The sequence below is a fragment of the Stenomitos frigidus ULC18 genome (genome assembly GCF_003003795.1).
Taxonomy (GTDB): Bacteria; Cyanobacteriota; Cyanobacteriia; order Leptolyngbyales; family Leptolyngbyaceae; genus Stenomitos; species Stenomitos frigidus_A.
This window is the reverse complement of record NZ_PVWK01000005.1, coordinates 23,149-36,706: the sequence shown is the minus strand read 5'-3', so window position 1 is coordinate 36,706 and position 13,558 is coordinate 23,149. Positions and strand designations below refer to the sequence as shown.

11 protein-coding genes are annotated in these 13,558 nt (G+C 52.5%); 8 read left to right on the top strand and 3 right to left on the bottom strand.

Features of this window, described 5'->3' with window-relative positions:
• Positions 1-233: 233 nt before the first annotated feature.
• Both C7B82_RS00630 and C7B82_RS00625 read right to left on the bottom strand, forming a co-directional pair.
• Complete coding sequence (locus C7B82_RS00630) at positions 234-968, bottom strand: hypothetical protein (protein ID WP_106254383.1); 735 nt, start codon at positions 966-968, stop codon at positions 234-236.
• Positions 969-1,091: 123 nt separating this feature from the next.
• Positions 1,092-4,844, bottom strand: a complete 3,753-nt coding sequence (locus tag C7B82_RS00625) for a PAS domain S-box protein (RefSeq protein ID WP_106254382.1) — start codon at positions 4,842-4,844, stop codon at positions 1,092-1,094.
• A 278-nt stretch (positions 4,845-5,122) separates the two neighbouring features.
• Here C7B82_RS00625 and C7B82_RS00620 point away from each other — a divergent pair, with 278 nt between their 5' ends.
• Positions 5,123-5,362, top strand: a complete 240-nt coding sequence (locus tag C7B82_RS00620; protein WP_219903855.1) for a hypothetical protein — start codon at positions 5,123-5,125, stop codon at positions 5,360-5,362.
• A 127-nt stretch (positions 5,363-5,489) separates the two neighbouring features.
• On the opposite strand, the gene C7B82_RS00615 is transcribed toward C7B82_RS00620, so the two are convergent.
• Positions 5,490-6,401, bottom strand: a complete 912-nt coding sequence (locus tag C7B82_RS00615; protein ID WP_106254381.1) for a LysR family transcriptional regulator — start codon at positions 6,399-6,401, stop codon at positions 5,490-5,492.
• Between the two features lie 130 nt (positions 6,402-6,531).
• Between C7B82_RS00615 and C7B82_RS00610 the strand changes: the two genes are divergently transcribed.
• The 7 genes from C7B82_RS00610 to C7B82_RS00585 all read left to right on the top strand — a co-directional run bounded on the left by C7B82_RS00610 (position 6,532) and on the right by C7B82_RS00585 (position 12,902).
• Positions 6,532-7,452 (top strand): DMT family transporter, encoded by a 921-nt coding sequence (locus tag C7B82_RS00610; protein WP_106254380.1) that lies wholly within the window; start codon positions 6,532-6,534, stop codon positions 7,450-7,452.
• On the top strand, positions 7,449-7,745 hold the full coding sequence (locus C7B82_RS00605; protein WP_106254379.1) for a hypothetical protein: 297 nt from the start codon (positions 7,449-7,451) through the stop codon (positions 7,743-7,745). Before C7B82_RS00610 ends, C7B82_RS00605 begins: the two co-directional genes overlap by 4 nt.
• 542 nt (positions 7,746-8,287) lie before the next feature.
• Entirely contained in the window at positions 8,288-8,716 is a 429-nt protein-coding gene (locus C7B82_RS00600) for an FKBP-type peptidyl-prolyl cis-trans isomerase (protein ID WP_106254378.1), read from the top strand.
• A gap of 232 nt (positions 8,717-8,948) precedes the next feature.
• Positions 8,949-10,703, top strand: a complete 1,755-nt coding sequence (locus tag C7B82_RS00595; protein ID WP_339375140.1) for a succinate dehydrogenase/fumarate reductase flavoprotein subunit — start codon at positions 8,949-8,951, stop codon at positions 10,701-10,703.
• On the top strand, positions 10,703-12,289 hold the full coding sequence (locus tag C7B82_RS00590; RefSeq protein ID WP_245939664.1) for a gamma-glutamyltransferase family protein: 1,587 nt from the start codon (positions 10,703-10,705) through the stop codon (positions 12,287-12,289). The genes C7B82_RS00595 and C7B82_RS00590 overlap by 1 nt, the downstream gene beginning before the upstream one ends.
• A 106-nt stretch (positions 12,290-12,395) precedes the next feature.
• Complete coding sequence (locus C7B82_RS31810) at positions 12,396-12,542, top strand: hypothetical protein (protein WP_181357287.1); 147 nt, start codon at positions 12,396-12,398, stop codon at positions 12,540-12,542.
• A gap of 3 nt (positions 12,543-12,545) precedes the next feature.
• Complete coding sequence (locus C7B82_RS00585; RefSeq protein ID WP_106254377.1) at positions 12,546-12,902, top strand: DUF952 domain-containing protein; 357 nt, start codon at positions 12,546-12,548, stop codon at positions 12,900-12,902.
• The last annotated feature ends 656 nt before the right edge of the window (positions 12,903-13,558 follow it).

Below are 13,558 nucleotides of genomic sequence, written 5' to 3'. Positions count from 1 at the left end.
GACTCGTTCATCGACCAAGTGGCGCAAGCCATGGTGCTGAAATCTGAGTCCGTCAGCCCACGCTAATCACATACGATCGCTCACGATCGCAGAAGTCTAAAGTTTAGCAAATGGTTAAGCGTGTCAATGATGAGAATTGCTGCGTTTGAACCACTTAAAGAGCATCCAGAATGATGTGGAGACCACGATCGATAAAGGCTAATGTGTCACCCATCATGTAGTAAGGTTTCACGTTAGTTTTGACCACTTGCACAGACAGCAAGATTGCGATTCACACCCGCTGGCCCATTTGGCACCCAGCCGACGCGAGGAGTCCCCTGAAAGCCCATGTATTTGATGCGAATCCATCGCCTACCGCCAGCATCCTCAAGGTCTGTAGCCCTTTCAGGAAAACGTACCACTGCTGCCTTCATGGGACCATCGGTTTGATTAGAGTTGCCGACGTACTGAAAATCGCCGCCGGGCGTATTGCGTGCCACTAAGCCTGTGTTGAGATCGGCATAGGCTGAGCCATCCACTTCAACACTCCGCAGCCGACGACAATAGCGAGGATTGGTGTCCAGATCAGCAGGCAGCCCTTCAGTAGGTGGAGCGCCACAGGTTGTGACCAGTGCATTGGTTGAGACCCATCCCACTAAAGGGGTTTTAATTTGTACAACACCAGTACCAAAGATGCCCGTCAGTCTGACGCTGGTGTTGGCGGGGACATTGCCGATCGGGTCATTCAGAGCCGAACTTTTGTGGATCGTGAGTGCTGACGTTGTGCCGCGACACGTATCGATCTGGCTCACTCGTTCAATGAACGTAGGGACGTTTTGCGTGATTTGCAAGGGTGCGATCGCGAACAGCAGGGCAGCAGGGCTTACCTGAAGATCCTTTGCCAATCCTACATTTCCAGTCGCCAACCCAGTGCTGACTAACAGAGCACCCATCACATTGAGGTGCATCGAACTTACCTTAAACAACATGCACTGCTGTACTTAAATGAAGGAGACCGTAGGCTGACTGTTATCTTACGGCATTGCAGCAATAAACACGCGTTAAATGCACTCGAAAACAATGCCCTCGAAGACAAGAGCCTTTATGATTGGTCAGTCTCTTTCATGCACTCTTGGTTCCAGGCTGGTATGTTTAGGGGCCGATTCAATAGTGGCGATCGACGACAGGTTGTTAATGAGCTGCAGTAGATATTCACTGTTGTAGTGAATGCTTTCCAGGTAATCTTGCTGCGTTTGAGCGGACTCCTGTGGCAAAGCTTGCACCCGTTCGAGAATGCTATGAAGCGGTATTTGCAGCTCGTGGCTAATGTCTGCTAAGAGGTGGCTCTTGGCAATGTTAGCGGCTTCAGCAGTCTCTTTGGCTCGTTGCAAAGCCTCAAACAGATAGGCATTCTGTACAGCACTAGCGATTTGTCCCGCAATGGTTTCTGCCAGTTTCACCTCGTCAGGCGTGAATACACGACCCCATTCTTCTGTCGCCACAGTGATTGCCCCGATCGCCTCGCCTCTCATCCACATACCGACCGTCATGATGCAATGGATGTTGCGTGCCTCCATAAGCCGCCGAGAATATTCGGTGCCAGGGAACGTCTCTGTGATGGTCAGCACAACCGATTCCCGACGTTCAAGCAACTGCTTTCCAATATAGTCTTCTGCAATGAGAAACGTCTTACCCACCAGACTGGGTGCCGCTGGATCAACATGGTGGTTAGCAATGATTTGCAGTGCAGTGCGCTGCTTGTTCAGGAGGCTGATGTCTGCTTCACGCGCTTTAAAGCGATCGGTCATCAGTGCCGCGGCGGTTGTGAGTGCGGTTGGCAAAGCGGTCAATGAAGCAACCGTTTGAGTAATGTGATTGAGCGTTGAAAGCTCAGCCACCCGCTGGCTGAGAGCCACATTCGCAGCTTGCCTAGACGCTTCGGCGCGTTGGCGTTCACGCAGAGCAGCTTGTTGTTCCGTCGTGTCCTGCATTTGAGCGACGAAATACAGCGGCTGCTGCTCGCGATCGCGCACCAGTGACACGCTCAGTAGGCACCAGATGGTGTGTCCCTCCTTGTGCTTATAGCGTTTTTCCAGATGGTAGTAAGAGATTTCTCCGCTCCGTAGTTTTTGAGCGTACTCCAGGGTCGTGTTCAGATCATCGGGATGAGTGAGTGCTGCAAACGTCAGACTGAGCAGCTCTGCCTCGGTGTAGCCTAGCATTTGGCACAGAGCCGCGTTGACCTGCAAGAACCGACCGTCTAGAGCCGTCAAGCACATGCCGACGGCTGTCGTATCAAAGGCATTGCGGAACCGTTGCTCACTCTCACGGAAGGCTTCTTCGGCTTGCTTGCGTTCCGTAATATCAAGCGTCGTGCCGACCATCCGGACATAAATTCCTTGCTCATCAAAAAGCGGCATGCCTCGCACTTCGACAAACCGAATCGAGCCATCAGGACGAACGATACGTAGATCTCCTTTAAATGCTTTACCCTCAGCAATGGCCTGTTCAGCGAGCGACTTGAAGACCGCGCGATCGTCAGGATGGATAAATTGCAATGTGTCGATCGGGCTGGGCAGTGGTTGGTTGAGATCCAGCCCATGAATCCGGAATAATTCGTCTGACCACCACGTGGTTTGCGCGATCGCATCACATTCCCAACTGCCAATGTGCGCCACTCTCTGCGCTTCACGCAACGCTGACTCTGCTTGCGTACGCTCAGCTTCAATGCGCATTGCAGTAGAGACATCCACATCCACGGCTGTCGCCACCCAGGCGTTGAGTGTGGCATCCCATCGAGAGGTTACGTAGCCAGATATCCAGCGCAACGTTCCATCCTTGTGCCAAAAGCGATATTGAGTAACGAGGGTATGTTGCTCTTGCAGTTGCTTAGGGTTCACAACACACACACGCTCCAGATCCTCTGGCGGCACTCTACTGAGCCAGAGTGTTTGATCAGCCATAAAGGCGTCGGGCGTGTAGCCAAAAACCATTTCACAGCCCTTTGACCAATAATCGTAATGCCAGGTGCCATCGGGGAAAATCCGCAAGCTGGTGATCGAGGCGATCGCGCTGTTGAGTACATCGTTGAGCTTGGCTTCAGATTGCTGCAGTGCTAGCTCTAGCTGTTTGCGTAGGGTGATATCGCGATAGATGCAGAGTAACCGCGTCTGCCCTTCCAGTTCAATGACTTCTGATGAGACCAGTACTGTCCCTAATTGTCCTTGCTTGTTGCGGTAGTCAATTTCAAGATCACGGACGCAGTGCTGAGTGTTCAAGAAGTACTCAAAGCGTGTGACCTGCTCTGGGTTAACGGTCAGATTCAAACTCAAGGCATTCTGCCCCAGCACTTCCTCGCGCGCGTAGCCAGTAAACTCTACAAAACGGGCGTTGACATCAAGGTAATTGCGTTCAGGCAGGGTGGTGATAGTGATTGCATCCGGGCTCGCACGAAACACCTTAGTGAACTTGGCTTCCGACTCTTGCAGCGCCGTTTTGACCTGGTCAAACGACTGTTGCAGATGCACTGTCATTTGGTTAAAAGAGTGCGCCAACACTTCCAATTCGGCAATCTGGCTGTCAGTTTCAACCGGATAGTGCCACTCTCCCAAGGCCAACGCTCGGCTCGCTTGGCTCAGACGTAGAATCGGTCTGGCAATCCAGGAAGCCGTTAACCAGCCAACCACTACAGCCATTGTCAAGGCTCCAGCACACAGCAGCAACGTAAGGCGATGATTGCTATCGATCGCTTCAATAAAGTCGCCCTCTGGCACAACTACCACCGCTAACCAATCCAGATCCTGGTCACGACCCAGCGGCTCAATATGCACAAAATAGCGCTGGCGATCGACTTCAAAGCTAAACTGCTGCATGGCTTGAATGCGATCAAAGCCCCCAAACTGATCCACGACAGCCAACGCCGTTTGCTCAGTCAGGATATCGTGACTTTTAATAGCCCTTAAACGCTCGTAGGAGCGTCTTGGAGTCTGGGTACCACTGTCTGCAGCGGCTAGGCGCTCTGAGTGAGCCGCTTTACGAAAGGGGCGATCCCCATTCGAGTTCGCAACGAGCAGGCCATTCGGCTCCACGATAAAGGCTCGCCCTGTCTGAGCAATTTTTACATCTTTGAGTGCACTGCCCAGATTGGCTAGCAAAACCGAGGAGGCTAAAACCCCTTGAAAACCGTTCGTGCGATCATAAAGCGGCTGCATGTTAACCGCTGTCAACATGGGTTTACCGGCTGGGGTCAGACCTTCAGCCAAACGCCAAAGCGGTTTTTGGGCTAGTTTTGCTGCCGTGTACCACGAGACTGCAGCTGGAGGCTCGTGATCATTGAAGGTGTCAACCGATGGCTGAATAGGCTCTATGAGGCTGCTAGTCAAATTGCGGTTGAGCACGTCCTCACCGCCTTGTTCATCCACCCGAACAGCGAATGAGTCATCCCGTCGTTTTTCTACCGCAAACAGTTTTTGACGTTCATCGGCGATAGCAATCATCTTGACGCTGTCGATGAGCTTTAGCTGCTGCTCAAAAAAGCGCTGGAGAGACAACTGATCGCGGTTGGGTAATAGACCCATCTGCATCGCTGCGGCATTACGAGTCATCTCAGCAGGCGTACGCAGATCGCGCACCAGGTTCTGCTCAATGCGATTACCCACCTCTGCGGCCAGTTGACTGGCAAGGTTATTAACGATCTGCTGCCCGTTACGGTAAGAAAGATAGCCGGTCAGCCCCACTGCCGTCAAAATTTGCAGCGCAAACGGTACAACCAGGACAGCGACCAGGGGTATCTTACGGTGGGAACGGCGAGAAAAAGAGATTTTTGGAGGGCGCAATTTTGTCCCAGGAGTATCAGTTGACTTCACAGCACAGCCAGGACGATCGCATTCACAGGCTTAACGTAACCCGTATCGCCGTCAAGAGAGATCAGTCAAAATACGTAAGTACTGAGTCTTGCTTTAACGAACGGATTGCCTTTTTAGGCCGTTTTCCAGTATTTCGCCGTACTCTGCCCAAGCCCAGTTATGATCAGTCCCACATGCCTACGAGGCTCAGCTAAGTCTTTGTTCGGAGTGCCCAACGCGAACATCTGACCATTCGCCAACTGGCTCAACGCATTGGCAGTTACGGCGGATTGGCGTTTGTGGGCACCCCCCCAACGATCGCCGACGCAATGGAGCAATGGCTAACCGAGGAGGGGGCGGATGGGTTCAACGTTATGTTTCCCTTTCTGCCTGAAGGTCTGGACGCGTTCGTAGATACGGTCATACCAGAACTGCAGCGACGTGGGATCTTCCGCCAAGACTACGAGGGCCAGACGCTGCGTGAAAATCTTGGCTTGGCGCGCCCTGCTAACCGCTTCTTCGAAGCTAGGGGTGTGTAAGGACAAACGCAAGTGTAGCTGTTGTCACAAAGCTTAAGACATTGGGATCAAAGGGGGAGTGGGGGCGTGCCCCCAGCCAGGGGTTCCACCCCTGCACCCCGTCCTAACCAGTATGGCTATAGCTATACTACGGCTTTGACATCAACAAATCCTTGCATTTCAAGATATCTAAAAAGGCGAAGACGGCAGGCACTTGTAGGGCGTCTGCAAGCACTGCAATGCCAATGACGCGGTAAATGGGCACGGGCAAACTGAAGACCTGAAGACCTGTAGGAATGGGTTCTGCTGCTAAACGGGGCAGAACGGCCGCTCCTAAGCCACGAGCCACCATGCTGACGATCGTCGAATCGGTATTCACCCGATAGGCAACATTTAAAGTGCAGCTAAATTTGAGGCAATGGGCATAGAATTGCAGCATCGTTGCATCTGTTTCAGGCGGCATAATCATCGGATGATGTGCAAGTTCTTCCCACGTAAGCCGCTTACTTTTGAGCTTGAAGGTTGGGGGAAAGAGCGCCACAAATTCATCTTGAAGTAATTCCCAAACTTCAAAGTCGTCGTCGGTTGGCAAATAGGTGAAACCGATATCGGCTCGCCCTTCTCGCAGCGTTTGTTCAACCTCTGGCAGGTCTTCGTGGTCAGTCAGAAGCACTGTGATTTCAGGAAAGCGCTGCCGGAACTGCGCGATCGCCTCTGGCAAAATATGAGTTGCCACACTACGAAACGACGCAATCCGTACCTGACCACCTTGCAACCCCTTCGCCAGATTCGCTTCCTTCATCATCCCGTCTAAGGACTGCATCATCTGACGGGCATAAACCAGCACGCGATCGCCCACCGGAGTCAGGTACGCGCCATGACGTCCCCGTGAGATCAAGACAACGCCCAATATCTCCTCCAGGGTCGCGATCGCGTGACTCACTGCCGACTGTGAAAGGCCTAACTGTAAGGCTGCTTCACCAAAATTGCCTCGCTCTGCCACTGCAATCAGGGCACGCAGCTGTGAAAGTTTGATCTGACCATGACGATTAGCATTCATAGTCAGAAATTAATGCCTCACTCTGCACCCCGATTCCATCGATTTTGTTCATGGACGTGATAAGCGCTGTCTTTTGATTTATGTAAAGCCAATTGACTAAAGTGAACACAGTTCGAGTTTGTCTTCTGTTATGTTTGCTACAAAATTTCAAAATCTTCATACCAGAGGCATCTTACTGCTGATTGCTACCACCTTGATTTGGGGAACAACCTTTCCAGTACTCAAGGAAACGGTGGTTAGCATTACGCCCATGCCGCTGATTGCCATTCGTTTTGCGTTGGCGGCGCTAGTGTTTGCCCCCTGGCTCCGTCACTTAAACGCTCGGCTCTTGCGTGATGGTGTGTTGTTAGGGCTGGTCTACCTGGCATCCTACATTACCCTCACCATTGGCGTTGAAACCATCTCGGCTGGCCGGGCAGCGTTCATGCTGAGCTTGAACGTTTTCCTGGTGCCTGTATTGGGGCTTTTTCTTGGTCGCCGCCTGCAAATGATGGCTGTTTTTGCTGCAGGGTTGGCGATCGCAGGCATTGGCATCATGTCCTGGGAGGGTGGTGGGTTTAGCATTGGCGACCTTTGGGTATTTGGCGGTGCCTTCAGCTATGCCATTTACATTTTACTGTTAGAGTCCGCTACCCTACGCCATCCACCGTTGGCACTATCAGCGATTCAACTGTTTTTTGTCGCTGGAGTCACTGTCCTCTGGACGGCTCCCGAGATGATGACGCAACTACCCGCGATCGCGTCTCATTGGGGCCAACTCCTTTACCTGAGTTTGGTTGTCACTGCACTAACAACCATCACACAAGCAGTCGCTCAACAGTGGGTCTCAGCACATGAAACTGCCTTGCTCTACACGCTTGAACCAGTGTTCGCAGCCATCTTTTCGTTCTGGTTGCTGGGAGAGCAATTTGGTGAACGCGGCTTCATCGGAGCCGGGCTCATTCTCACGGCAATGGTGCTCAGTCAGAGTCAAGCATCCATCGCCCAATGGCTAGGAGCAAAGCTTCCTAGTAAAACACCGTTATTGGAATCAACAGAGGTATCGAGATGAAACTAGCATTACGTCGAGGACAGCAACAATGGGATTTAGCGGCACCCAACCACACGGCATCCAATGATGATGCTAAAGAGACGGTCTTAGCCTGGCTAGAGCAAGCATCGCAGGCTTTTATGCAGCGATTAATCGCAGACGCTGAACCACGCGTTTGGTATAGCTGTGATGCTGAAGGCAGATTATGGTGGCACGCTCACGATCCCGTAACGGGACGATCACTCTCCAATGCAACCGAAGCTGAAATGCGCAGCTGGATCGAGCAACGTCACGCTTCAGCACTAGGGAATTGAACCATTGGAACAGGACGCCTAGAGATAAGACGCCCCACGCTGTGTGTCGCTGGGGCGTCTTAGCAACCAAGGAGTTAGCTAACACGTGGATTATTCCCGAAAATCGACGTGTCTATCACGCTTTTAGCCAAATCTCACGGGTTCAGCCAAACTTGATGGATATACCAAAAGATAGAAGGCAGATCGCCTTGTCTAAGTCACCATTTACTTATTGAGAAGCTCATCATTTTGGTAAAGCAGTCTGTCACCGGGTAGGTAGGCTGCTTTTTTCTTGGGATGCGATCGCAACCTCAAATTCCGCAACGGCAGCAATAGCAATTGTCTGCGGCAGTGAGCTTGTCAATCGCTCAGGGTAAGCACTGAAACGTCTACAGAAGACTTTTCAGTCATTTGTGAGCAGATGCTACGAGCATAGAGTCGAAGCAGTGCCTGCATTACCATGATCGAAAAACAAGCTTAATCCGAAAAACAAGCTTAAATAATACCAGAGCGGTAAGCGATCGCACCATACTGGTACGGTTGCCAACGAAAGGAGAAGCAGAATGGCACAAGTAAAAACGGGTGATACGGTTAAAGTCCACTACACGGGCAAACTCGATGACGGCACGGTGTTTGACTCCTCGGCTGAGCGTGAGCCCTTGGAGTTTACACTCGGCACTGGCAGCATCATTCCTGGTTTTGAGCGCGCTGTCTTAGGCATGAGCCTGGGTGAATCGAAGACAGAAGTGATTCCCACTGATGATGCCTATGGTCCGCATCTAGAAGAAATGGTAGTTGTGGTCGATCGCCAGCAAATGCCCGCTGAGATCGAACCACAGATTGGTCAGCAGCTTCAACTGCAGCAGCAAGATGGACAGGTGTTGCCCGTTGTGATCACGGATGTCTCTGATGCCTCCGTAACGTTGGATGCCAATCATCCGCTGGCTGGCGAAGCGTTGACCTTTGATATTGAATTGGTTGAAATCGCCTGAATGTCTACTGTAGGGGCGCAAACATTGCGTCCCTGCGTCAGCTAGACAACGTCTTAGGTCTTTATTTTCTGGAAAGCTTTTTAAGCACTGGTGAATCACTGGGTGAATAAAACGAGCTAAGAAGTATTGCTCCATATTTAACCATCCTCATCCTTCGCCTTTCCTAACAGCCCACCCTTTCTAAAGAAGTTCCTTGCCTTTTGGCACGGGACTTTTTATTTTGGCAGGATAGATGGAGTTATTCCTTATGCGATCGCAGATGATTGAGCACGACGTCATGATTGTGGGCGGTGGACTGGCAGGTTCGCGGGCTGCACTGGAAATTATTCGCACTGATCCAACGTTAAATGTGGCCGTTGTTGCCAAGACCCACCCGATTCGATCGCACTCGGTTGCTGCTCAGGGAGGGATTGCCGCCTCATTGAAGAACGTTGATTCTGCTGACAGTTGGGAAGCACACGCCTTTGATACGGTCAAAGGGGCAGACTACCTGGCAGATCAAGATGCGGTTGAGTTGCTGACGCGTGAAGCACCCGATGTCGTCATCGACTTAGAACACATGGGTGTGCTGTTTTCTCGCCTGCCCGATGGACGAATTGCGCAACGAGCCTTTGGCGGACATGCCCACAACCGCACCTGTTACGCTGCCGACAAAACGGGACATGCAATTTTGCATGAACTGGTTTGCAACCTCCTGAGTCGCGGTGTCACTATTTACGACGAGTGGTATGTGCTGCGGCTGATTTTGGAGGATGGGCAGGCAAAGGGTGTAGTGATGTACCACATTGAAGATGGTCGGTTGGCCGTCGTCCGTGCGAAGGCGGTGATGTTTGCGACAGGTGGCTATGGACGGGTCTACAACACCACGTCCAACGACTATGCCTCAACAGGCGACGGGCTTTCCATGACAGCGCTGGTCGGTCTGCCGTTGGAGGATATCGAGTTTGTGCAGTTCCACCCAACGGGGCTCTATCCGGTCGGCGTGCTCATTTCAGAAGCCGTACGGGGAGAAGGCGCGTATCTGATCAACAGCGAAGGGCGTCGGTTTATGGAAGACTACGCACCTAGCCGGATGGAATTGGCTCCCCGTGATATCACCTCCAGGGCGATCACGCGTGAAGTTCGCGCTGGACGGGGTGTGTATCCCGACGGGACGACAGGTGGCCCCTGCGTTTACCTGGATTTGCGCCATATGGGGCGAGAGAAAATCATGAGCCGCGTGCCCTTTTGCTGGGAAGAAGCGCATCGCCTGGTGAACGTGGATGCCGTGACGCAACCGATGCCGATTCGCCCGACCGTGCATTATTCGATGGGCGGCATTCCAGTGAATACAGATGGTCAGGTCAGACGCAGTGCGGATGACCTGGTAGAGGGCTTCTTTGCAGCGGGTGAAGCGGCGTGCGTATCTGTGCATGGGGCCAATCGGTTGGGCAGTAACTCGCTGCTGGAGTGCGTCGTGTATGGACGCCGAACGGGTGCCGCGATCGCCCACTATATCCAGAATCGTAAGCTCCCTGATGTGGATGAAGCGCGCTATTTGCAAGAGGCACAGGGGCAAATTCAAGCCCTCTTAGACCAATCGGGACAATACCGGATAGCAGAACTGCGCCAGGCGTATCAGGATTGCATGACCGAGCATTGTGGCGTGTTTCGCACCGATGCCGTGATGCGTGAAGGCTTGACGAAGCTAAAAGAACTCCAGCAGCGCTACAGCGAAGTGCGATTGGATGACAAGGGAACGCTGTGGAACACGGAGATCACAGAAGCGTTAGAGCTACGCAATCTGATGATTGTCGGTGAAATGATTCTCACGGCGGCGCTAAACCGCCAGGAAAGCCGAGGGTCTCATTCGCGTGAAGATTACCCCGATCGTGATGATGCCAACTTCCTCAAGCACACGCTGGCGTACTATTCTCCAGCTGGCATCGACATCAGCTACAAACCCGTTTCCATTACGATGTTCCAACCGCAGGAGCGGAAATATTAGTGCTGTCTCAGTTAACGCAGTACCCGTATCCTTCTGGACGACGCGTTGTGATGGGCAACCGGGGTGCAGTCGCCACCAGTCAACCGCTGGCAGCATTGGCTGGTATGGAAATGCTCTGGCAGGGTGGCAATGCGGTTGATGCAGCAATTGCAACGGCGATCGCCCTCACGGTAGTGGAACCGACCTCGAACGGCATTGGCTCCGATGCCTTTGCTTTAGTTTGGGATGGCAAGCTGCATGGGCTGAATGCCTCTGGCCGGAGTGCTCAAGCGCTGACCACCGAGCATTGTGCTGGGATGAATCGCATTCCTGAACAACATTGGTTGAGTGTGACGGTGCCAGGAGCCGTTTCGGGATGGCGATCGCTGTGGGAACGCTGGGGACAGCTACCCTTTGAACAACTGTTCGTACCTGCCATTCGCTATGCCGAAGAGGGCTATCCCGTCTCACCTGAAACAGCACTTGCCTGGAGACAGGCAGAGAAAACCTATTTACCGCTTCAGGGGGAAGCATTCCAGGCGTTTAAGCAGGTTTTTTTTCCCGGCGATCGCGCACCAGCAGCAGGCGAAACCTGGCGTAGTCCAGCCCATGCTGAAACCTTACGGGCGATCGCGCAAAGCGGTGGGGACTGTTTCTACACAGGTGAGTTGGCCAAAAAAATTGCTGCCTTTGCTGCTGCAACGGGAGGGCTACTCACGCAGGCTGATTTCGCAGCCCATCAGGCGGATTGGGTAGAGCCGATCGCAACCAACTATCGTGACATTACCGTTTGGGAAATTCCTCCCAACGGTCAGGGCATTGCGGCACTGATGGCACTCAATATCCTGGAGGGCTTTGATCTCAGCCGTTATCCGCGTGAATCGCCAGAGGTCTATCACTGGCAGATCGAAGCCATGAAGCTGGCATTTGCCGATGCCCATCGCTATGTTGCCGATGCTGGCTCGATGCTCTTGAAGCATCCAGAGCTGTTGAGTAAGGTGTATGCGCGCGATCGTCGTCAGTTGATCAGCGACACGGCCCTTCCTCTCGCTGAACCAGGACTACCCAAAGGCGGCACCGTCTATCTAGCAGCCTCTGATGGTGAGCTGATGGTGTCGTTTATCCAGTCCAACTACATGGGCTTTGGCAGTGGCATTCTCGTACCCGGAACAGGTGTCGCGCTGCACAATCGAGCCGTGGGCTTCACCCTGGAAGCAGGCCATCCGAATACCGTTGCGCCCAGCAAACGTCCCTTTCACACCATCATTCCTGGTTTCCTCACCCGTAACGGTCAACCACTGGGCCCCTTTGGCGTAATGGGTGCTCATATGCAACCCCAGGGACACCTTCAGGTGGTGGTGAATTTGGTGGACTACGGCATGAATCCACAGGCAGCGCTGGATGCCCCCCGCTGGCAGTTTGTGCGCGATAATTTGGTGCTGCTAGAGCCAACAGTTTCCCAGAACATTGCAGCAGCCCTAGCCGATCGCGGTCACAACGTCCGACCAGGCAGCTTTTTCGGCAGAGGTCAAATGATCTTGAGTACAAACAGCACGTTGGTCGCTGCTTCAGAACCCAGAGCCGATGGCTTGGCGTTGGCGTGGTAGTTTCCTCCAGTCGGGTGAACCACACAGAGGAGGCACGATCGATCGCAGTTCATTAAGCTACGGTTGACGTGCAAATGTGAATCGCCGTGATTGCTGGAGGTGTGAGATGCTAAACAAACTACTCCGAGCCATCGCTATTACAGCGTTATTAACGTTTCTGGCGAAGGATGGCTTGCTCCCAACCGTCAAGCTGTCTCAGACGACAGACTATCAGCCGTTTCAGCAAGCAACCTTGAATCGCAAGCTTCCCTAACGCATGGCTCTGATCTTACACATTACGTCCCGTTCTCACTGGCAAAAAGCGCAGCAAGACGGAGTTTATTGCGCTGATTCGCTTGAGGCTGAAGGCTTTATCCATTGTTCGACGCCCTCGCAAGTCGTTGCAACGGCAAATGCCTATTTCCACGGTCAAACTGGACTGATGCTGCTTTGCCTTGAGAGCGATCGTGTTCAGTCAGAACTTCGCTATGAAACCCTACATGGCAGCGAGTATCCCCATCTTCACGGAGTGCTGAATTTGGATGCTGTGACGCAGGCGATCGACTTTGAGCCAAATACCGATGGTAGCTTTACACTTCCGCCAGTCGTGATTGCTCAGAACGCTCAAGACTAAGAAACCCGGTTTCTTGAAGAAACCCGGTTTCTGTTTAGGATGGGGGCAGAGGGACTTGAACCCTCACGACCTTGCAGTCAACGGATTTTCATCCTCTTACAGCTTTCGCTGCTGCCAATAGGGGTTGACCCTGCTGGTTTTGAGAATTGGACTCTCCCTTTACCCTCGCCTACACGTTAGGGTAGCTCCCGTCGAGTCTCTGCACCTTCCGAGGGAGAAAGTTTTGAGTTTTGAGTAGCGCTAGCTCCGAAGGAGCCACTTTGTGAACGCGCCGACAAGCTATAGAGTTTTGAGTTGAAATAACGACTCAAAACCAGAACCCGTCGCTCAGAACTATCATCTCGGCTTGGCTCAGGATTGCCTTGTCTAGGATGGGGTATGAGGTTTAAGGCTTAGGAACAAGACAGTTCAGATTCAATACCAGACTTTATCCTCTAGCCTTCATCCTTTAACCTTCTTCTTTGATTTAGGTTTCCCTGAGTTTGAGAGCGGTCACTTGATCGATTTCTCGATCAAGGCTCAGTTATCTAAGTCCGTTGCGTCTACCATTCCGCCATGCCCCCGTTGATGGCATCAAACATCCATTTGTTTATTCCACCATCAATTGAGGCTTTTGTGCAACTTCCTTTTGGTTTTCTGCGATCGCAGCAACCTAA